The following is a 20831-nucleotide window of genomic DNA, read 5'->3' as shown; positions in this document are numbered from 1 at the left end:
GAAGCGATTCACGTTTTTTTCACGAAACGAAGCTTCGCACATTGTCGGAGTTGTTACAAAGCACGCGTAGGACGTTTCTGAAATCTTCTGGATCGCCGGTCGTCCAGAACTGGGCAGTCCGAGGATGACCGCTCGCCAGCAGCTCGCGCTCACCCAATAACCGCTGCAACTGCCGGGCTACAGCGGCGCCGGTATCGATGAGCGTAATGGACGCCGGGATCATTTCCCGCAGCAACTGCTTGAGAAACGGGTAATGGGTGCAGCCCAGAATGATGGTGTCGCAGCCCGCGGCGAGTAGCGGCGCGACGTAACCCTGCAGCAGCTGGCGAATCGTTGGGCTGACCAGATCGCCCGTCTCGATCAACTCGACCAGTCCCGGACAAGGCTGCGTGATGACGTGCACGTCTGCCGCGAAGCGATCGAGCAATGCGGCAAACTTGGCGCTTTGCAAGGTGCCCGTGGTCGCCAGCACACCCACGACACCGGTTCGTGTCGCTGCGGCCGCAGGTTTGACCGCCGGCTCCATTCCCACCAGCGGCCAGTCAGGATAGCGGGCGCGCAAGTCAGCGATGCCCGCCACCGTCGCCGTATTGCAGGCGATCACCAGCGCCTTGGCGCGCTGAAGCTGGAAGAACTCGGCAATCGTCGCGCAACGTTCGCGAATGAATTCGGGGGTTTTCTCGCCGTAGGGGATGTGGCCGCAGTCGGCGACGTAGAGCAACGATTCCCGTGGCAGCAACTGCTGTATTTCCGCCAGCACCGACAACCCGCCGACGCCGGAATCGAACACCGCCACCGGGGCATCGCTGTCTCTATTCATGCTCGGCGGCAGCTCGGAGCCCGGTACCGCAGACGCTGCAGCCAGGATCGCGTTTGACTTTCAATTCGCGGAATCGCGTGCTCATGGCATCGATCAGCAGCAGTCGCCCCACCATTGGTTCGCCAAAGCCGGCCAGCAGCTTGAGGGCCTCAAGGGCCTGCAAACTGCCGACCAACCCTACCAACGGGCCGATCACGCCGGCTTCGCTGCAGGTCAGTTCGGTCTCGCTGCCGTGCCCGTACAGGCAGTGGTAGCAAGGACTCTCCGGACGGCGCGGGTCGAATACCGACAGCTGCGCTTCGAGGCGGATCGCAGCGCCGCTGACCAATGGCTTGCACGCGGCGACGCAGGCCGCATTGACCGCCTCGCGCGTCGAGAAATTGTCCGAGCAGTCCAGGACCAGATCGACCCCGGCAACGGCTGCCGCCAGTGAGTCGACATCAAGGGCCGCGCGATGGGCGACCAGTGTGATCTGTGGATTGATGGCGGTCAGCCGGGTGATGGCTGAATCGACTTTGCTTAAGCCCACGCTCGGGGTGTCATGAATGATCTGGCGTTGCAGGTTTGTCAGATCGACGCTGTCGAAATCCGCCAGATGCAATTCTCCGACGCCGGCCGCCGCCAGGTACAACGCCACCGGCGAACCCAGTCCGCCGAGGCCGACAATCAGCACGCGGCTCTGCTTGAGGCGCAGTTGACCGTCGATATCGACTTGTTGCAGAAGGATCTGCCGGCTGTAGCGCAGCAGCTCCTCGTCCGTCAGCACGGGACCCGCCCGAAGGTGATGCGTTCGTGGTCGCCCAGATCGCGGCGAGTCTTGATCTCTTCGAACCCGTGCTCAAGCAACAGCTCGCGCACCGCCGCGCCTTGATCGTAGCCATGCTCCAGCAACAGCCAGCCACCGGCTTCAAGGTGCGCGGGCGCTTGCGACACAATCAGACGCAGATCATCCAGCCCATCGGTGCCGGAGACCAGCGCGCTGCTTGGCTCGAAGCGCACGTCACCTTCAACCAGGTGCGGATCGTTAGAGGCAATATAAGGCGGGTTGCTCAGGATCAGGTCAAAACGCTGACCCTCGACAGCACTGAACCAGTGGCTGTGCAGGACCTTGGCGTTATCCAGGTGCAGGCGCTGACGATTGCGCTCGGCAAGCTCGACCGCCTCTTCAACGCGATCCACCGCCGTGACGTTCCACTGCGGACGATCCTTGGCCAGCGAAAGCGCGATGGCGCCGGTGCCAGTGCCCAGATCGAGCAGCGTGTGGGGAATCGCACCGGGCAAAAGCTCCAGCGCGGTTTCCACCAGCATCTCGGTTTCAGGCCGCGGGATCAGCGTATGGGGCGCGACTTCCAGGTCGATATTCCAGAACCCTTGCAGGCCCAGGATGTACGCGACGGGTTCGCCGGTCCGTCGACGCTTGAGATAGCCGTCGAAGGCATGCGCCGCTTCGGTGCTGACAATACGCTCGGGCCAGGTGTGGAGAAAACTGCGCGGCTTGCCCAGGGCAGCGGCCAGCAACAATTCTGCATCCAGACGCGCTGTCGGAGAGTCCGGCAGCTCGGCGCTTCTTAACAAGCTGGCGATGATGGTCATTTAATCACCCAGTGCCGCAAGTTGATCTGCCTGATACTCGGCAAGTAACGGTTCTATCACTGCATCGACCCCGCCGGCCAGAACTTCATCAAGGGAATAGAGCGTCAGGTTCACGCGGTGATCCGTGACTCGCCCCTGTGGAAAATTGTATGTACGAATGCGTTCCGAGCGATCCCCGGAACCTACCAGCAATTTGCGCTCGCTGGCGATAGCGTTGGCCGCCGCAGCGGTCTGCTGATCGTTGAGCTTGGCCGACAGCCAGGACATCGCCCGCGCGCGGTTTTTGTGCTGCGACCGTTCTTCCTGACACTCCACCACAATGCCGGACGGCAAGTGCGTGATGCGGATGGCCGAATCGGTCTTGTTGACGTGCTGACCACCGGCGCCGGATGAGCGATAGGTGTCAACGCGCAAGTCGGACGGGTTGATCTCGATGGTCTGCTGTTCGTCAGGCTCTGGCAACACCGCCACCGTACACGCGGAGGTGTGAATTCGGCCCTGGGATTCGGTTTCCGGGACGCGCTGAACACGATGCACACCCGACTCGAATTTCAGCTTGCCGTAGACATGCTCGCCTTCGACCCGCGCGATGACTTCCTTGTAGCCGCCATGTTCGCCTATGTTCTCGGACAGGATCTCGACACGCCATCCACGTCGCTCGGCATAACGGGAATACATGCGGAACAGGTCGCCGGCGAAAATCGCTGCTTCGTCGCCGCCGGTGCCGGCGCGGATTTCCAGAAACACGTTGCGGCCATCGTTCGGGTCTTTGGGCAGTAGCATTTTCTGCAGATCAGCCTCAAGCACCAGCAACTGATCCTTGGCATCGCGCACCTCTTCGACTGCCATTTCGCGCATGTCGGGATCGCTGTCCTTGAGCAGCGCCTGCGCGCCTTCGAGGTCGGCCTGCACTTTCTGCAGTTGCCGGTACACCTGAATCACTGGCTCGACTTCGGCGTACTCGCGGGAGTACGCGCGAAATTTGGTTTGATCAGAGATGACTTCGCCATCGCCGAGCAGCGCGGTCAATTCCTCGAAACGGTCGCTGAGCACGTCCAGCTTATTAAGCAGTGAAGCTTTCATTGCGGGGATTTATCCGTGGAGCCCTCGTTGAGGGCAAAGAGTTCCTGGGCCATGGCCAGCGCATCGACGCGGCCTTCAGCGGACAGCTTTTTGAGTTGCACGCTGGGGGCGTGCATCAATTTATTCGTCAGGCCACGTGCCAGCGCCATCAACACGTCTTCGGCGTTGCTGCCATTGGCGAGCATGCGCTGGGCCTTCTGCAGTTCTTCGTCACGCAGGCGTTCGCTCTGCTGACGATACGCCTTGAGCACGTCGACCGCCGCCAGTTCGCGCAGCCGCGACATGAAATCGTCGACGCCCACGCTGACCAGTTCTTCGGCCGCCTGCGCCGCGCCCTGACGGCTCTTGAGGTTTTCGGCGACGACTTCGTGCAGATCGTCCACGGTATAGAGGTAGACGTCGTCGAGCTCGCCGACCTCAGGCTCGATGTCGCGCGGCACGGCGATGTCGACCATGAAGATCGGCTTGTGCTTGCGCAGTTTCAGCGCACTTTCAACGGCGCCCTTGCCCAGAATCGGCAACTGGCTGGCCGTGGAACTGATAACAATGTCGCTGTTGACCAGCTCGGCCGGAATGTCGGCCAACAGCACCGCGTGGGCACCGAACTGCTCGGCGAGAATATTCGCGCGTTCGAGGGTGCGGTTGGCAACGACGATACGCTTGACCCCGAGATCGTGCAGGTGACGCGCGACCAGAGTGATGGTCTCCCCTGCCCCGATCAGCAACGCCTGACTGCGCTGCAGGTCGCTGAAAATCTGCTTGGCCAGGCTGACGGCGGCAAAGGCGACGGAGACCGGGTTCTCGCCGATGGCTGTGTCGGTGCGCACCTGCTTGGCAGCGCTGAAGGTGGCCTGAAACAGTCGCCCGAGCAACGGCCCAACCGTGCCGGCCTCCCGGGCCACGGCATACGCCGATTTCATCTGGCCAAGGATCTGCGGCTCGCCGAGCACCAGCGAATCCAGCCCCGACGCCACGCGCATCATGTGCCGCACCGCCGCGTCGTCTTCGTGCACATAGGCACTGGCGCGCAGCTCATCGACATTCAGGTGGTGATAATCCGCCAGCCAGCGCAACACGGCTTCGGCGGTCAGCTGATCCTGCTCGATATACAGTTCGCTGCGATTGCAGGTGGAGAGAATGGCCGCTTCCCGGCTTCGGGTCAGGCGGCAAAGCTGCTGCAGCGCCTCAACCAGCTGTTCAGGCGTAAATGCCACGCGCTCGCGGACATCGACTGATGCAGTCTTATGGTTGATACCCAGAGCAAGAAAGGCCATTCAAGGTCGCTGATGGTGACGTGAAGCCGGCAATTGTCCTACTTCGATAGAGGGAGGACAACCACCGCAATACATTCAGAACGTCCGCAGCCCGCTATTGTCCCTATACAGATTGCGTATCACCGCGTCCGGCCTGCGACAAAATGTCCGCGCGCAGGCTGTAGATTGAGCGTATCCAGATTTCGCGCGGGCTGTGGGTTTGCTCCCGGCCTTGTGTCATGATGCTTCCAAACCGCAGGTAAGCCGCCCCTCTTCTATATGAATAAATCCTCCGCGCTGTTCCTTGCCCTCGTCGCTCTGAGTGGCTGCCAGTCTACGGCTTCCGTTTCTACGGAGCCCTCCGCTCCGGCGAAAGAAGCGCCGCCCGCACCCGATGCCAAACCTCAGGTGTACGGCTCGTTTACTCAGGAAACCGTCGTCAGCCTGCTGACAGCCGAACTTGCCGGCCAGCGCAACCGTTTCGACATCGCGCTGGACAACTATGTGACCCAGGCGATTCAGACCCAGGATCCAGGGATTTCCGAGCGTGCCTTCCGCATCGCCGAGTATCTGGGCGCCGATCAGGCCGCCCTCGACACATCGATGATCTGGGCGAAAAACGATCCGAGCAATCTCGAGGCACAGCGCGCGGCAGCGATCCAGCTGGCGCGGGCCGGGCGCTACGACGACTCCATGCGCTATATGGAGAAGGTCCTTCAGGGCCAGGGCGACACGCATTTTGATTTTCTCGCGCTGTCGGCGTCGGAAACCGATTCCAATACGCGCAAAGGGCTGATCACCAGCTTTGATCGCCTGCTGATGAAGTACCCGAAAAACGGCCAGCTGATCTTCGGCAAGGCGTTGCTCCTTCAGCAGGAAGGCGACAGTGCCGCCTCCCTGAAACTGCTCGAAGACAACCCGCCGGGCGAAGGCGAAGTGGCGCCGATCCTGCTGCGCGCTCGCTTGCTGCAAAGCATGGACCGCGGCAAGGAAGCGATCCCGCTGCTGGAAAAAAGCATCAAGAAATACCCGGACGACAAGCGTCTGCGCCTGACTTATGCGCGCATGCTGGTGGAACAGAACCGCATGGAAGACGCCAAAGTGCAGTTCTCCAGCCTGGTTCAGCAGTACCCGGATGACGACGAGTTGCGCTATTCCCTTGCCCTCGTGTGCCTGGAAAACAAGGCATGGGACGAAGCGCAGGGTTACCTCGAAGACCTCGTCGCCCGCGGCAGTCACGTCGACTCAGCCCACGTCAACCTCGGTCGCATCTACGAAGAGCGCAGCGACCCACAGACGGCGCTGGCCGAATACGCTCAGGTGGGCCCCGGCAATGACTTCCTGCCTGCGCAACTGCGTCAGGCCGATATCCTCATGAGCAACGGCAACAGCGCCGAAGCCTCGAAGCGGCTGGCTCAGGCCCGCGCCGACCAACCCGACTACGCCATTCAGCTGTTTCTGGTCGAAGCCGAGACCCTGGCCAACAACAACCAGAGTGATCGCGCCTGGCAAGTGTTGAGCCAGGCGCTCAAGCAGTACCCGGACGATCTGAATCTGCTCTACACCCGCTCGATGCTGGCGGAGAAGCGCAACGATCTGAAACAGATGGAGAGCGACCTTCGGGCGATTCTCAAACGCGAGCCGGATAACGCCATGGCGCTGAACGCGCTGGGCTACACGCTCTCGGATCGTACGACGCGCTACGCCGAAGCCAAGGAACTGATCGAGCGCGCGCACAAGATCAATCCGGAAGACCCGGCGGTGCTCGACAGCCTCGGCTGGGTCAATTACCGCCTGGGCAATCTGGATGAGGCCGAACGTCTGCTGCGCCAGGCGCTGGAGCGTTTTCCGGACCACGAAGTCGCTGCGCACCTGGGCGAAGTCCTCTGGGCCAAAGGCGAGCAGCGTGAAGCCCGCAAAGTGTGGGCCAAGGCCCTTGAACAACAACCTGACAGCCCGGTCCTGCGCAGCACCATCAAACGCCTGACCGGCGCCGAGACTCTTTGAATTTATGCAATTGCGCCACGTACTCGTATTCAGTCTGATCGCCCTGCTCGCTGGCTGTGCCGGCATGTCCTCCCGAGAAGCCGTACAAGGCAAGGGCGACGCCAATCAATGGCGTGCGAACAAGGAACAACTCAGCAGCCTTGATGGCTGGCAGATCAACGGCAAGGTTGGCATCCGCGCACCAAAGGATTCCGGCAGCGGCACGCTGTTCTGGCTGCAACGCCAGGATTACTACGACATTCGCTTGTCCGGCCCGCTGGGCCGCGGTGCTGCCCGCTTGACCGGTCGCCCTGGCGCAGTCTCACTGGAAGTGGCCAATCAGGGCCGCTACGACGCGCCGGATCCGGAAACCCTGCTCAAGGACCAATTGGGCTGGAAACTGCCGGTGTCCCATCTGGTCTGGTGGGTGCGCGGCTTGCCCGCCCCGGACAGTAAAAGCAGCCTGACGCTCGACGGTGACAGTCGCTTGTCCAGCCTGGCGCAGGATGGCTGGCAGATCGAATACCTGAGCTACACCCAGCAGAACGGTTTCTGGTTGCCTGAACGCATGAAGCTGCACGGGCAGGACCTGGACGTCACGCTGGTCATCAAGGACTGGCAACCACGCAAACTGGGGCGATGAGCATGTCGCAACCACGACTGACACTGCCCGCCCCAGCCAAACTGAATCTGATGCTGCACATCACCGGGCGCCGCGCTGACGGTTATCACGAACTGCAGACGCTGTTTCAGTTTCTCGATTACGGCGACGAGCTCAGTTTCGCGCTTCGGAATGATGGAGAGGTGCGCCTTCAGACGGAAATCGCCGACGTCCCCCACGACAGTAATCTGATCGTCAGAGCGGCTCGCGCCCTCAAAGAGCAATCCGGTTGCTCGCTTGGCGTTGATATCTGGCTGAAAAAAGTCCTGCCCATGGGTGGCGGCATTGGCGGCGGAAGCTCCGATGCGGCAACGACATTGCTCGGCCTGAATCATCTCTGGCAGCTTGGCTGGGATGAAGATCGGCTAGCGGCGCTGGGCCTCAAGCTTGGGGCAGACGTGCCGGTTTTCGTGCGTGGACATGCCGCTTTTGCGGAGGGCATCGGCGAGATACTGACCCCCGTAACCCCCGAAGAACCTTGGTATCTGGTGCTGGTGCCGCAAGTATCTGTAAGTACAGCAGAAATTTTTTCAGATCCGCTGTTGACACGTGACACTCCGCCCATTAAAGTGCGCCCCGTTCCCAAGGGAAACAGTCGAAACGACTGCTTACCGGTTGTAACGAGGCGGTATCCAGAAGTTGGTAACGCTTTGAATTTGTTAGGTAAATTTACCGAAGCAAAATTAACCGGAACTGGAAGTTGTGTGTTTGGGGCCTTCCCAAGCAAAGCTGAAGCTGATAAAGTCTCGGCCCTTCTTACAGAGACCCTTACGGGGTTTGTAGCAAAAGGCGCAAACATCTCGATGTTGCACCGGAAGTTACAAACGCTGCTCTAAAAGGAACCGAGTGCCAGGCACTCGTGCAACAGATACAGGGGCGTCGCCAAGCGGTAAGGCAGCAGGTTTTGATCCTGCCATGCGTTGGTTCGAATCCAGCCGCCCCTGCCATTTTCCTATAGTCATCCAGGCATACCCTAAGCCTCCAGGTACTGCGCGTGTCCAAGATGATGGTCTTTACGGGGAACGCCAACCCCGATCTGGCTCGGCGTGTCGTACGTCAGCTGCATATCCCTCTCGGTGACATCTCTGTTGGAAAGTTTTCCGACGGTGAGATTACCGCTGAGATCAATGAAAACGTTCGCGGTAAAGACGTCTTCATTATCCAGCCGACCTGCGCTCCGACCAACGATAACCTGATGGAACTCGTCGTGATGGCTGACGCCTTCCGTCGCTCCTCGGCCACTCGTATCACTGCTGTGATCCCTTACTTTGGTTATGCCCGCCAGGATCGCCGTCCGCGTTCCGCCCGTGTGGCTATCAGCGCTAAAGTGGTTGCGGACATGCTCACCGTCGTCGGTATCGACCGTGTGCTGACTGTCGACCTGCACGCCGACCAGATTCAAGGCTTCTTCGATATTCCGGTAGATAACATCTACGGCTCCCCGGTTCTGGTGGATGACATCGAAGACCAACGCTTCGAAAACCTGATGATTGTCTCCCCGGATATCGGCGGCGTCGTGCGTGCACGTGCTGTTGCCAAGTCCCTGGGTGTGGATCTGGGCATCATCGACAAGCGCCGCGAGAAGGCCAACCACTCCGAAGTGATGCACATCATCGGTGATGTCGAAGGCCGTACCTGTATTCTCGTCGACGACATGGTCGATACCGCCGGCACCTTGTGCCACGCGGCCAAGGCGCTGAAAGAACACGGCGCTGCCAAGGTTTTCGCGTATTGCACACACCCCGTTCTGTCGGGCCGTGCAATCGAGAACATCGAAAATTCCGTGCTGGACGAACTGGTGGTGACGAACACCATCCCGTTGTCCGCTGCAGCACAGGCCTGTGACCGTATCCGTCAACTGGATATCGCACCGGTAGTCGCTGAGGCGATGCGTCGCATCAGCAATGAAGAATCGATCAGCGCGATGTTCCGATAAGGGCCCTGCCCTGCCGAACCATCCGTTGACGAAAAGCGCCCCGCCCCGACACTCAATGCCGGGGCGGGGCTTTTTTGCCCATACCGTGTCTGGCGCTGGTCGCAAACGCCGCTCGGTCATGGCTATATTGGAGATGCAAAATGAACGAATTTACTCTGAACGCCCAAGCGCGTACTGACCTGGGGAAAGGTGCGAGCCGCCGCCTGCGTCGTCTCGCCGCCTCCGTCCCAGCCGTTGTTTACGGTGGTGGCCAGGAAGCAACTTCGATCACCATCGAAGCCAAAGAACTGGCAAAAATGTTCGAAAACGAAGCTGCCTACAGCCACGTTATCGAGCTGAACATTGCTGGCGCCAAGCAGAACGTCATCGTTAAAGCGATGCAGCGTCACCCTGCCAAGCAGTTCATCATGCACGCTGACTTCATCCGCGTCGTGGCTGGCCAGAAACTGACCGCTATCGTTCCAGTGCACTTCATCAACGAAGAAGCACCGGTCAAGAAAGGCGGCGAGATCTCGCACACCACCACCGAGCTGGAAGTGACCTGCCTGCCGAAAGACCTGCCTGAGTTCATCGAAGTTGACCTGGGCGCTCTGGAAATCGGCGACAACGTTCACCTGTCCGACGTTAAAGCACCTAAAGGTGTTGAATTCGTTGCTCTGGCGCACGGCAAGGACCTGGACATCGCTAACGTCCACGCTCCTCGCATCGTCCAGGACGAAGAAGAAGGCACCGCAGAAGGCGAAGCAGAGTAATTATTACTCGCTAGCCGGTTGAACCCGTGATGATGCTCGCCATCATCACACTCGACCCAAGGAAGAGCCCCTGACGTGACCGCCATCCAACTGATCGTCGGCCTGGGAAATCCAGGCCCCGAATACGAACAGACCCGGCATAACGCAGGGGCTCTTTTCGTTGAGCGCATTGCCAGCGCACAGCGTGTCAATCTGACCGCTGACCGCAAATATTTCGGCCTGACGGCTAAATTCAGTCATCAGGGCCAAGACGTTCGTCTGCTGATCCCCACCACCTACATGAACCGCAGCGGCCAGTCCGTGGCAGCTCTGGCGGGTTTCTTTCGGATTCCTCCGCAAGCCATTCTGGTGGCCCACGACGAACTCGACCTGCCTCCGGGCGTCGCCAAACTCAAACTGGGTGGCGGGCACGGCGGGCATAACGGGTTGCGCGACATTATTGCGCAGCTCGGCAACCAGAACGGCTTCCACCGCCTGCGGCTTGGCATCGGCCACCCGGGCGACGCCAGTCTGGTGTCCAACTTCGTCCTGGGTCGAGCGCCACGCGCCGAGCAGGAAAAGCTGGATGCCAGCATCGACTTTGCCCTCGGCGTGCTGCCGGATGTACTCGCTGGCGACTTCGCCAAGGCGATGCGCGTCCTGCACAGCCAGAAGGCCTGACATCACTCGAGGGGAAACACCATGGGATTCAACTGCGGCATCGTCGGCCTGCCCAACGTCGGCAAGTCCACCCTGTTCAACGCCCTGACCAAATCCGGTATCGCGGCGGAGAACTTTCCCTTCTGCACCATCGAACCGAACACAGGCATCGTGCCCATGCCGGACCCGCGCCTGCAGGCCCTGGCCGACATCGTCAACCCGAAGCGCATCCTGCCGACCACCATGGAGTTCGTCGACATCGCCGGGCTGGTAGCCGGTGCATCCAAAGGTGAAGGCCTGGGCAACAAGTTCCTCGCCAATATCCGCGAGACCGACGCCATTGCTCACGTGGTGCGCTGCTTCGAAGACGAGAACGTGATTCACGTCTCCAACAGCGTCGACCCGAAGCGCGACATCGAGATCATCGACCTGGAACTGATTTTTGCTGACCTCGACAGCTGCGAGAAGCAACTGCAGAAAGTCACGCGCAATGCCAAGGGCGGCGACAAGGACGCAGTGGTCCAGAAAGGCCTGCTGGAGCAACTCATCGCTCACTTCACGCTGGGCAAACCCGCGCGCAGCCTGATGAAGAGCATGAGCGCCGATGAGAAAGCCGTCATCAAGGGCTTCCATCTGCTGACCACCAAACCGGTCATGTACATCGCCAACGTCGCTGAAGACGGTTTCGAGAACAACCCTCACCTTGACGTGGTTCGCGCGATCGCCGAAGAAGAAGGCGCCATGCTGGTGCCGGTCTGCAACAAGATCGAAGCGGAAATCGCCGAACTCGACGACGGCGAAGAAAAGGACATGTTCCTGGAGGCTCTGGGCCTTGAAGAACCTGGTCTGAACCGCGTGATCCGTGCCGGATACGAAATGCTGCACCTGCAGACCTACTTCACTGCCGGCGTCGAAGAAGTGCGTGCATGGACAGTCCGTGTCGGCGCCACCGCGCCACAGGCTGCCGGCGTGATCCACACCGACTTCGAAAAAGGCTTCATCCGCGCCGAGTGCGTAGCCTACAACGACTTCATCCAGTACAAGGGTGAAGCCGGTGCCAAGGAAGCGGGCAAATGGCGTCTGGAAGGTAAGGATTACATCGTCAAGGACGGCGACGTTCTGCACTTCCGTTTCAACGTCTAACGCCCTCGTGGACCTCCACGAACCTCGTTGAACGTCAAAGCCCGCGTATCACTCAGTGATCCGCGGGCTTTGTGGTTTTAGTGCAACTCAGACAATCGGCTGCGCTACGCGAAACAGCAGCACCACGCCTTCGCGCTTCAGCGTGACCTCGCGAAAGTGCGTCCGCAAATGCACTTCGAAGCCGGCCTGAGTGTCCCCGCTATTTCCGAAAATGCCTTTCTTGTTGTAGACCGCCATCAGCTTGCGACCGAAGCCGTTGTGCCCCGCCTCGTCCCCTAGAATCGTTGCGCCAAACAAAACGCCGTCCGGGTTCAGGTTGTGCTTGAGCTGAGCGAAGATCGCCGCCTTGGCATCCGTCGGGCCTGGCAGGCAGTGCAGCAGGTAAAACAGCGATATCGAGTCGAAGCGTTCGTTGCCCGGGATCGGCGTCATTACGTCATGCTGAAGGGTGTGCGTGTCTGGCCGGCCGATCCTGCTTTTAGCGGCGGAGAGGCTGCTTGGATTGAGGTCCATGAGGGTGATGCGGGTGTTCGGCGGCAGCTTGGCTTTCGCCAGGTAATAACCCGTGCCGACGCCGATATCCAGATGGTGGGCACGCACATTGGCGCGGAAGAACGGCAAAAGCACCTCATCGGTTGGGCAGCGCCAGGCATACCGATTGGAAATGCCCAACACCCAGGCGTCGTACAACGCTAACGTCAGGGGCGAATAAACCGCCGCACCTGCGGCACTGCTGTCGGTCATGGAGAAATCCCCTACGGCGATGGGTATCAGAAGACGATGAGAAGGCGACGAATCTTATACGTCGCCAGCCGTTCTTCTTTCAACCCACGGCGCAGGGTGCGGCATGATGGCGCGCATGCAATCGCAGGCCGATCACCCTCACGCTTCGCCTGCGCGGCTCACCCCAACCGGAATCTCGCGGTGTTGTCGCTCAAGGCCCGGCTGCCTTTGGTCAGGGTGTCTGCGGCATGATTTACCGCACGCGCACCGTCAAGCAAGCGGCCAGCGGCCTGATCCACCTGCTGAATATTGCCGCTGACCTCGTCCGCCGTCGCGGCCTGCTCTTCGACTGCGGTAGCGATCTGCGCCAGCGTGTCAGTGACGATTTGCACCGCGCTGGCGATCTCTTCCAGCCGCTCGCCCAAGCCGGTCACCGACTGCGCGTCACTCACCGCCTGACCACACGCCGCCTCCATCAGGCTAACGGCCTGGCTGACGGTCGACCGCAGGCTGTCCACGGTCCCGGCAATTTGCGCGGTGGAAGCCTGTGTCCGCTGGGACAGGCTGCGCACCTCGTCAGCGACCACGGCGAAGCCACGGCCCTGCTCGCCCGCACGCGCCGCTTCAATGGCAGCATTGAGCGCCAGCAGGTTGGTCTGTTCGGCGATGCCGCGAATGGTGTCCACCACGGACTGGATCTGCTGCCCCTGCTCGCTGACCTTGCTCAACGCATTAGCAGTGTCGGTCAACTTCTGGTTCAGTTGCTGAATACTCGCCGTGGTGCGCTGACTGTCGCGGCTGCTGTCTTCGGCGATGCGTCGGGTGGCCTGGGCGCTGCCGGATGCGGCTTCGCAACTGCGGGCAACCCCCATGGACGTCGCGGCCAGCTCGGTGGCCGCAGCGGCGATCTGGCTGATCTGCTGTTGTTGATCTTCCACTTCGTTGAGCGTGCTGCCGGACTGCGCGTTGAGGGTCAGCACCGCAGAACCCAGTTGCTGGGTTTCGTGGTTGACACCCAAGAGACTGGTGCGCAGTTGCACCACTGCTACGTTGAGGGCGGTGCTGATGGCTGCGAGTTCGTCACGCCCCTGAACGGCGACCTCGACGCACAGATTGCCGTCACGCAGCGACTCGGCCAGGGTCGTTATGCCCTTGGCGCTGCGCTGGATCGACGCCTGGAGGCACATGAAGAGATACAGCGCCGCGAGCGCTAGAATGCTGAAAATCGCAGCGATCGGCACGAACTGCAGAGTGGACTGCTCATGGTAATAATCGAGCCGGCTGGTCAATGATGAGAGCGATTGCTTGCGTAAGGCCGCCAATCCATCGCTGACACCGTCGACGCTGCGCTCGAACGCAGCAGGGTCGAGCTTGATGCTGCCGCCGAACACGCCGTCGTCGAGCACTTTCAATTCGTTATCAAGGCGCTGAAGACTGTCTTCATACTGACGCGTCCAGACCTCCATGCCCGGGTACGCTTTCGATTTCAGCGAGCTCACGGCTTTGACCAGTTGATCACGGGCGTCACCGATGCGACTGCGCAGGTCGCGCATCTGAAGACGGCTCTGCAGCGAGAACTGCCCTGATGCGATCGACGACTGGCCGATACTCGCCATCCGCCCTACTCGCTCGACCAGTTCCGGCGCCTGCTGTGTGGCGATTTGCATCAGCAAGTAGGTTTCAAGCCAGGGATCAAGGATCAAGCCGCTGTCCATGGCCATCTGTTCACGCAGACTCTGCAGCGCCGTAAGGGCAGAGGTAAAACGATCGTAGCCGTCCGGCCACCAACCGACGCTGCGCAGAGATTCCGAATCCATGCCTTTGACCGAGGCCTGCAGCGCTTGATACCGCGTCATGATGTCCGCGCTGGCGTTCTGTGCCTTGAGTTCATCGCCCAGGGACGCCAGGGTGCGGGTCAGGTCAGGGTTGGCGGCATCCAGCGCGTTCATGGCTGCCTTCGCGGCCGGCGTCGGATCACGAAGAATGTCGGCAGCCTTCCAGCGCGCGGCGCGGTTGCGCTGTGCTGTCAGTTGCACATCCAGCGCATCGAGTGCCATGAGCTGGCGCACACCGGCTTGCTCCTGAGAAATCACCTCCAGCTTGCTGCGGTAATCCTGGCCGATCATCCACAGGCTGCCCGCGAGCGGCAAGATGAACAGAAAGAAGAGCACCTGAAACTTGCGCGCGAACCCGAGACGTCCGAGCAGGCGGATGCCTGGCGACAAAAGACTCTGCATAGCCAACCACTCCTCACCGACAGACGCTGCGCGACGAATAATCATCGCTGCGCTGCCTTACATTTTTACCGGCAAAATGCCATGTCTGTGTTTTAAAAACGATAACCGCCCATCTTTTGAACGAGGGCCGCACTCAGACTTATCGAAAGCCGCAGCCACCTAGTTCTATAACGGCATCGTTGCGGCAGGCATAAGCAAGAACCGGACCGATAGCACGAGGCCATCAAACCGGGCACGAGATCGAGGACAGTGCACGCTGAGTGCGCGAAAGTGGGGCAAAAGCACTCAGCGCAAGGAGTGAAACTGTCACCAGCGTGCAGGGGTGAGAAAATGGTAGAAGAGCCGTGAGGCTAACCGATTGATCGCGTGGATAAATTTTTTCAAAGAGACGCTTGACACATATGTGATCTGAGCGAATAATGCGCGCCACTTGGCTACATAGCTCAGTTGGTTAGAGCATAGCATTCATAATGCTGGGGTCCGGGGTTCAAGTCCCTGTGTAGCCACCAAGTACCTCAACAAAGCCCGCCTTGTGCGGGCTTTGTTGTTTCTGGCGTTCTGTGCCTAAAGCGGGATCCCAAATCGCCGATAGCCCTGTACTGCATCTCGCAGTGCACGGAGGCAATATGAAAAAGATCGCTATCGCTGGACTGGTTGCTCTGCTTTCAATCGTTTCACTTTCCGCGTCGGCGTGTCCGAAAGGGACGCATCCAACAGGCGGGACGGGCTCACACCATAAAGGTGGCACCTGCGTGTAAGACTAGCCCGGCAATTGCCGGGCTTTTTGATTCCGTAGTCTGCGCGCATCCAACGCCAATCGCCCTGCGGTCCGGGCGAAGACGGCAATCCGTGACAACCGCGCCCTCGTCCAATAGATTACGCCCCTCGAAACGCCCCGAGCTTTTCGCGCCTCAACCCCAGTTAACGAAGCAGTGGATGTTCAATGTCTGATTCCCATACCGATCCGGCGGCAAACGCCGTGTCGTCGAAGCAAGCCTACGAAGAAGCCATCAACCTTTCACAACATGTGCCACAGGCCAAAACCATCAGCGAGATGGTGCTGGACGCATTCCAGAGCGCCAAGGAAAGCGACCAGATTCGCGATCTGCGCCTGGCCATACGCGCCGCCCATGACCGATTCGATGATGACCAGGCCTACGAGCTGATGGGTCAGCTTAAGCAGCTCAAGGACGCCGAAGCCGCCGACATGGCCGCGCTCGAAGACCTGAGCGCGAAGTTTCCGATCAGCCGGATTCTCTCCAGCTATAAAGACGACCCGAGTTTTCAGGAGCTCGTCTACAGCCTGGCGTTGAAGGTGCTCAATCAGACGCATCAAGCGGTCAGCAACCCGAGCGGCGGCAAGGGCAAAGCGGCGCGGCCGAAGAAGGAAGCAGAAGTTTTCGTCATCAGCAAGGACGGCGCCAGCGTCACCCTGCCCCTGCGCACGCCGCGCTCGAAAGCCAACGCGGACCGCGAAGCCTTTGAATTCCTCGGCTTCTCGTTCATCGGTGAAGGCGATGACGCCGAGCTGCAGAGCGAAGTGTTCGTGGACAAGGACGGCAACCAGCAGCCGGCCACGCGCAAGAACATTGTCAGCGCGATCCAGCAGCAAACTGCGTTTGAGGGATTCAGCGCCGTTCAGCAATAAGCTGCAGCAATAGGCGCGTCCATAAGCTCAACAGCAAGCTCAACACCGGCACCGGCACCGGTGGCGATCGCAGCGCCATGATGTAACCTCAATGGCTGGCCACAGCGGTACCCACTGGCGGTCGCCGCCCTCGAGAGGTGTTGAGCAATGCAGATTCTTGGTGAAACGATCATCGGACAACGCGCTGTACAAGGTCAGGGCGGAGAAGTTTTCGCCCTCGCCGCCGCCACCGGTGAAACCCTGACGCCGTCATTTGGTGCCAGCACGCTGGAAGACGTCAACGTTGCGTGCGAACTGGCCGAGGCGTCATTCGACCGCTACCGGCAATTGAGTGATGATCAACGCGCCGCCTTTCTAGAAGCCATCGCCCAAGGCCTTCTGGACCTGGGCGATGTGCTGACCGAGCGCGTTCATGTCGAAAGCGGCCTGCCCAAGCCACGCCTGGAAGGCGAGCGGATGCGCACGGTCAATCAGCTGAAACTGTTTGCCAGTCTGCTGCGTGACGGACGCTGGCACGGTGCCGTGGTCGACACTGCGATGCCGGAGCGCCAACCACTGCCGCGCGCCGACCTGCGTCTGCGGCGCATCGGTCTTGGTCCGGTGGCGGTGTTCGGTGCGAGCAACTTCCCCCTTGCCTTCTCGGTTGCCGGCGGCGATACCGCTTCTGCGTTGGCGGCCGGTTGCCCGGTCATCGTCAAGGCGCACCCGGCCCACTTGGGCACCAGCGAACTGGTGGGACGCGTGATCCAGAAAGCGGCGCGCGACACCGGCATGCCGGAAGGCGTGTTCTCACTGCTGATCGACAAGGACATTGCTGTCGGCCAGGCGCTGGTCAGTCATCCCTTGATTCAAGCAGTGGGCTTCACTGGCTCGCGTCGTGGGGGTTTGGCGCTAGTGGCGGCCGCCCAGGCGCGTCCGGTGCCGATCCCGGTGTATGCCGAGATGAGCAGCATCAACCCGGTGTTCCTGCTGCCGGCTGCTTTGCTGGCCCGCGCCGAAACCATCGCCAAGGGGTTTGTCGAGTCGCTGGTCATGGGCGCCGGGCAGTTCTGTACCAACCCGGGCATCCTGCTGGCACTGGAAAGCGACGCGCTGGAAACATTCGTGTCGGCCTCGGCCAAGGCGCTGTCTGACAAGCTGCCGACCACCATGCTGACGCCGAACATCCACGGCGCTTACTGCAACGGCCTGAATAACCTGCACAGCGCATCCGGCGTGACGCTGGTGGCTGAAGGTCAGGAGGCCGACGGTTCATTCCAGGCCCGCCCTGCCTTGTTCCGCACCGACTCAGCCACGTTCCTCGCCAACCCCGCGCTGGAGGACGAGAACTTCGGCCCAAGCGCGCTGCTGATCGTCTGCTCCGACGTCGCCGATCTGCAGAAAGTGGCTGCCAGCTTCGATGGGCAACTGACCGTGACGCTGCAGTTCGACGACGGCGACGAGGCGACCGCTCAGTCGCTGCTGCCGATCCTGGAACGCAAGGCGGGACGGATTCTGTTCAATGACTTCCCGACCGGCGTCGAAGTGAGCTATTCAATGGTCCATGGCGGCCCGTTCCCGGCAACCTCCGACAGCCGCAGCACTTCGGTGGGCGCAACGGCCATTGATCGTTTCCTGCGCCCTGTTTGTTATCAGAACGTGCCGGACTCGCTGCTGCCTCCTGCGTTGAAAGCCAGCAATCCGTTGAAGACCTGGCGTCTGGTCAACGGCGAGCTGTCAAAGGACTGAGCGGCATCAACGCCGGCCATTGAAGCTGCTTCACCGCGCGCCTTCCAATCCGGGGCGCGCGCTTCCAAGCCGGGCGTGGGTCAGTCAGCGGATCGCTGCAGCACCTTGCCGTCCACCCCATCACCGATTACCAGAAAATGCCCGCCCGCCACATGGTGAAGGGTGCGCAGCGCGTCATGCCCCTCGAAATGCCAGTGCCCTTCGGAGAACACGCGTTCATCCGCCCACGCCGCAACCACTTCGCCGATGAACAGGTCGTGGGCGCTCTGATTATGTGGCTCGGGAATCAATCTGCACTCCAGCCAGCCTGCGCAACCTTCCAGCAGCGGCGCTTCAACGTGGGAGCCCGCGAAGGTCTCCAGTCCATACGCTTTGAATTTATCCAGGCCTTGCTCATGGGAGATGTCCAGCCCTGAGGTCGAGCCAACCGTTTCAACAATATCGATCTGGCTGAGGGTCGGCACGTTGATTACAAACGTCCCGGAGCCCTCGAGCAACTGCCGCGTCCAGACGGACTTATCCAGCACAACCGTGACTTTCGGCGGCTGGAAATCCAGCGGCATCGCCCACGCTGCCGCCATGATGTTGCGTTGCCCGTCGTGGGCAGCGCTGATCAAGACCGTCGGGCCGTGGTTGAGCAGGCGGTAGCATTTGGCGAGGGGTACCGGACGCCGGTGAGAAACAGTCATGGCAATCATCCTGGCAAAGAGAAAATTCATCGAAAACTACAGGGTTTCTCGTGCCGGGGAAACGCCACCCTCCCCAGCGCGATGGAAACTGTCGCCTCCCTGAACTTCACCCAAATCACACTTTGCAGATCACGCTAAAGGTGATGTAATACTATAACAAATTATTTCAGGCAGTCCTTGTTGTGAAACGCGATCCCCGGCTTCCTCCCTCCCTTGCAACGTCCGCACTGGCTAAATCGGCCAGCAAGCGCGTGATGATTTCCCTCGCCGTGCTGGTCGTGCTGTGGATCGGCGTTACCTGGGCGGTAGCGATTCCATGAGCGCTGCCATCGACCTCCACGACCTGACACTGACCTACGAACGCCGGCCAGCGGTGCATCACGCCAACGGCCGATTCGCGGCGGGCAGCCTGACGGCGATCGTCGGCCCCAACGGCGCCGGTAAGTCCACGCTGATCAAAGCCATCGCCGGCACGCTCAAACCCGCGGTCGGGCGCGTCGAGCGCAACCAGTTGGCAACGCGGCACATCGGTTATCTGCCCCAAGCCGCCGAGATCGACCGCAGCTTTCCCCTCAGCGTGGCCGACACCGTAATGATGGGCGCCTGGCGCAGCATCGGGGCGTTTCGGGGCGCCACGCGCAAGCACGCTCAACAGGCCAAGGAGGCGCTGGGTGCCGTGGGTTTGGCGGGATTCGAGCAACGCAGCATCAGCTCGCTGTCGTCGGGGCAGTTTCAGCGCGTGCTGTTCGCCCGGCTTTTATTGCAGGACGCTTCGGTGATTCTGCTCGACGAGCCCTTCACCGCCATCGATGCACGCACCACGCGGGACTTGCTGGAATTGATCCGCACATGGCACGGCCAAGGGCGCACCGTCATCGCCGTCCTGCATGACATCGAGCAGGTGCGTCAGCACTTCCCGAGCACGCTGCTGCTGGCCCGGGAAATCATTGCCTGGGGCGACACCGCCGACATCCTCAACGACGAAAACCTGCGCCGCGCCAAGAACATGGCCGAGCACTGGAACCCTGACGCGCAGCCGTGCGACGCCGATGCGGAGCAAACCCTGTGACGCTCTATAGCCTGTTGATTCAGCCCTTTGTCGATTTTGGTTTCATGCGCCGCGCTTTGGTGGCGTGCCTGGCGCTGGGCATCGGCTCCGGCCCGGTCGGCGTGCTGCTGATGCTGCGGCGCATGAGTCTGGTGGGCGACGCCATGAGTCACGCGGTCTTGCCGGGTGCCGCCGTGGGTTTTCTGTTTGCCGGGTTGTCACTCCCGGCGATGGGCTTTGGCGGCCTGATCGCAGGCCTCGCCGTTGCGTTGCTATCGGGGTTGGTGAGCCGTTACACAACACTGCGTGAAGACGCCAGCTTCGCCAGCTTTTACCTGACGTCGCTGGCTGCCGGCGTGCTGATCGTTTCCCTGCACGGCTCCAACGTTGACCTGCTTCACGTGCTGTTCGGGACCATTCTGGCGATCGACGATCAGGCGATTTTCATGGTTGGCGGCATCGCCTCGTTCACTTTGATTCTGCTGGCGCTGATCTATCGCCCGTTGATCCTCGAATGCTTCGACCCGGGTTTCCTGCGCGCGGTGGGCGGTCGAGGTTCGCTGTATCACGTGCTGTTTCTGCTGCTGGTGGTGCTCAATCTGGTGGCGGGGTTTCAGGCGTTGGGCACGTTGATGGCCGTCGGCATGATGATGCTGCCCGCCACAGTCGCACGGTTCTGGGCTCGCTCGCTCACCGGCATGATCGTGGTTTCGACCGCAGTGGCGACGCTTTCAGGCTTCATCGGCCTGATCGTTTCCTACCACGCCAGCGTCGCGTCGGGCCCGGCCATCGTGCTCACCGCCAGCGCCTTCTACGGGTTCTCACTGTTCTTTGGACGCAGCGGTTTTGTACGCCGACTGTTCCCGAGGGTTCATCTGTCCGGCTGATCGTC

At 60.7% G+C, this 20831-nt stretch carries 20 protein-coding genes and 2 tRNA genes; 14 read left to right on the top strand and 8 right to left on the bottom strand.

The window, feature by feature from the left end:
• Positions 1-19: 19 nt before the first annotated feature.
• From murI to hemA, 5 genes are read right to left on the bottom strand one after another with little or no spacing between them, the layout of a single operon-like run.
• Positions 20-820: a glutamate racemase gene (gene murI, locus IFT99_RS12110; RefSeq protein WP_192132539.1), complete on the bottom strand. Its 801-nt coding sequence runs from the start codon at positions 818-820 to the stop codon at positions 20-22.
• The gene (locus IFT99_RS12105) at positions 813-1586 is read right to left on the bottom strand and encodes a molybdopterin-synthase adenylyltransferase MoeB (protein WP_192132537.1); all 774 of its coding nucleotides are present in this window, start codon (positions 1584-1586) and stop codon (positions 813-815) included. Before IFT99_RS12105 ends, murI begins: the two co-directional genes overlap by 8 nt.
• Positions 1580-2413, bottom strand: coding sequence for a peptide chain release factor N(5)-glutamine methyltransferase (prmC, locus tag IFT99_RS12100; protein ID WP_065991782.1), 834 nt, complete (start codon positions 2411-2413; stop codon positions 1580-1582). Before prmC ends, IFT99_RS12105 begins: the two co-directional genes overlap by 7 nt.
• The gene (gene prfA / locus IFT99_RS12095; RefSeq protein ID WP_065991781.1) at positions 2414-3496 is read right to left on the bottom strand and encodes a peptide chain release factor 1; all 1083 of its coding nucleotides are present in this window, start codon (positions 3494-3496) and stop codon (positions 2414-2416) included. It lies immediately after the preceding gene.
• Positions 3493-4770: a glutamyl-tRNA reductase gene (hemA, locus tag IFT99_RS12090; protein WP_065991780.1), complete on the bottom strand. Its 1278-nt coding sequence runs from the start codon at positions 4768-4770 to the stop codon at positions 3493-3495. Before hemA ends, prfA begins: the two co-directional genes overlap by 4 nt.
• Before the next feature lie 258 nt (positions 4771-5028).
• Here hemA and IFT99_RS12085 point away from each other — a divergent pair, with 258 nt between their 5' ends.
• The 8 genes from IFT99_RS12085 to ychF all read left to right on the top strand — a co-directional run bounded on the left by IFT99_RS12085 (position 5029) and on the right by ychF (position 11866).
• Positions 5029-6756 carry a tetratricopeptide repeat protein gene (locus IFT99_RS12085; protein WP_083233232.1) on the top strand — a complete coding sequence of 576 codons (1728 nt, stop codon included), beginning with the start codon at positions 5029-5031 and terminating at the stop codon, positions 6754-6756.
• A 4-nt stretch (positions 6757-6760) separates the two neighbouring features.
• Positions 6761-7378 (top strand): lipoprotein insertase outer membrane protein LolB, encoded by a 618-nt coding sequence (gene lolB, locus IFT99_RS12080; RefSeq protein WP_192132535.1) that lies wholly within the window; start codon positions 6761-6763, stop codon positions 7376-7378.
• Between the two features lie 2 nt (positions 7379-7380).
• Positions 7381-8232 carry a 4-(cytidine 5'-diphospho)-2-C-methyl-D-erythritol kinase gene (gene ispE, locus IFT99_RS12075; protein ID WP_192132533.1) on the top strand — a complete coding sequence of 284 codons (852 nt, stop codon included), beginning with the start codon at positions 7381-7383 and terminating at the stop codon, positions 8230-8232.
• A gap of 36 nt (positions 8233-8268) precedes the next feature.
• Positions 8269-8343: transfer RNA gene (locus IFT99_RS12070), tRNA-Gln, on the top strand.
• A gap of 47 nt (positions 8344-8390) precedes the next feature.
• Positions 8391-9332 (top strand): ribose-phosphate pyrophosphokinase, encoded by a 942-nt coding sequence (locus IFT99_RS12065; RefSeq protein ID WP_037018241.1) that lies wholly within the window; start codon positions 8391-8393, stop codon positions 9330-9332.
• 140 nt (positions 9333-9472) lie between these two features.
• Positions 9473-10084, top strand: a complete 612-nt coding sequence (locus IFT99_RS12060; RefSeq protein ID WP_065991778.1) for a 50S ribosomal protein L25/general stress protein Ctc — start codon at positions 9473-9475, stop codon at positions 10082-10084.
• Positions 10085-10159: 75 nt separating this feature from the next.
• Positions 10160-10744, top strand: a complete 585-nt coding sequence (gene pth, locus IFT99_RS12055; RefSeq protein WP_108120616.1) for an aminoacyl-tRNA hydrolase — start codon at positions 10160-10162, stop codon at positions 10742-10744.
• A gap of 21 nt (positions 10745-10765) precedes the next feature.
• On the top strand, positions 10766-11866 hold the full coding sequence (ychF, locus tag IFT99_RS12050) for a redox-regulated ATPase YchF (RefSeq protein WP_065991776.1): 1101 nt from the start codon (positions 10766-10768) through the stop codon (positions 11864-11866).
• Positions 11867-11953: 87 nt separating this feature from the next.
• On the opposite strand, the gene IFT99_RS12045 is transcribed toward ychF, so the two are convergent.
• Together IFT99_RS12045 and IFT99_RS12040 are read right to left on the bottom strand one after the other, a co-directional pair.
• Positions 11954-12610 carry a class I SAM-dependent methyltransferase gene (locus tag IFT99_RS12045; protein ID WP_192132531.1) on the bottom strand — a complete coding sequence of 219 codons (657 nt, stop codon included), beginning with the start codon at positions 12608-12610 and terminating at the stop codon, positions 11954-11956.
• Positions 12611-12768: 158 nt separating this feature from the next.
• Complete coding sequence (locus IFT99_RS12040) at positions 12769-14826, bottom strand: methyl-accepting chemotaxis protein (protein WP_192132529.1); 2058 nt, start codon at positions 14824-14826, stop codon at positions 12769-12771.
• A gap of 432 nt (positions 14827-15258) precedes the next feature.
• Here IFT99_RS12040 and IFT99_RS12035 point away from each other — a divergent pair.
• The 3 genes from IFT99_RS12035 (at position 15259) to IFT99_RS12025 (ending at position 18202) form a co-directional block, all read left to right on the top strand.
• Positions 15259-15335: transfer RNA gene (locus IFT99_RS12035), tRNA-Met, on the top strand.
• A gap of 434 nt (positions 15336-15769) precedes the next feature.
• Positions 15770-16474 carry a hypothetical protein gene (locus IFT99_RS12030; protein WP_192132527.1) on the top strand — a complete coding sequence of 235 codons (705 nt, stop codon included), beginning with the start codon at positions 15770-15772 and terminating at the stop codon, positions 16472-16474.
• Positions 16475-16621: 147 nt separating this feature from the next.
• Complete coding sequence (locus tag IFT99_RS12025; RefSeq protein WP_192132525.1) at positions 16622-18202, top strand: aldehyde dehydrogenase (NADP(+)); 1581 nt, start codon at positions 16622-16624, stop codon at positions 18200-18202.
• Between the two features lie 80 nt (positions 18203-18282).
• On the opposite strand, the gene IFT99_RS12020 is transcribed toward IFT99_RS12025, so the two are convergent.
• Positions 18283-18891 (bottom strand): flavin reductase family protein, encoded by a 609-nt coding sequence (locus IFT99_RS12020; RefSeq protein ID WP_065991771.1) that lies wholly within the window; start codon positions 18889-18891, stop codon positions 18283-18285.
• Between the two features lie 182 nt (positions 18892-19073).
• On the opposite strand from IFT99_RS12020, the gene IFT99_RS12015 reads away from it, so the two are divergent.
• Genes IFT99_RS12015 through IFT99_RS12005 form a run of 3 tightly spaced genes read left to right on the top strand, consistent with a single transcriptional unit; the run spans position 19074 to position 20826 of the window.
• A complete protein-coding gene (locus tag IFT99_RS12015; protein WP_192132852.1) occupies positions 19074-19211 on the top strand; it encodes a hypothetical protein in 138 nt (45 codons plus the stop codon).
• Complete coding sequence (aztA, locus tag IFT99_RS12010) at positions 19208-19960, top strand: zinc ABC transporter ATP-binding protein AztA (RefSeq protein WP_192132523.1); 753 nt, start codon at positions 19208-19210, stop codon at positions 19958-19960. The genes IFT99_RS12015 and aztA overlap by 4 nt, the downstream gene beginning before the upstream one ends.
• Positions 19957-20826, top strand: coding sequence for a metal ABC transporter permease (locus IFT99_RS12005; RefSeq protein WP_065991769.1), 870 nt, complete (start codon positions 19957-19959; stop codon positions 20824-20826). The genes aztA and IFT99_RS12005 overlap by 4 nt, the downstream gene beginning before the upstream one ends.
• Positions 20827-20831: the final 5 nt, after the last annotated feature.

It is taken from the genome of Pseudomonas sp. CFBP 8772 (genome assembly GCF_014841665.1).
Lineage (GTDB): Bacteria > Pseudomonadota > Gammaproteobacteria > Pseudomonadales > Pseudomonadaceae > Aquipseudomonas > Aquipseudomonas graminis_B.
The sequence above is the reverse complement of the archived record's forward strand: the minus strand, read 5'-3'. Positions and strand labels throughout refer to the sequence as shown.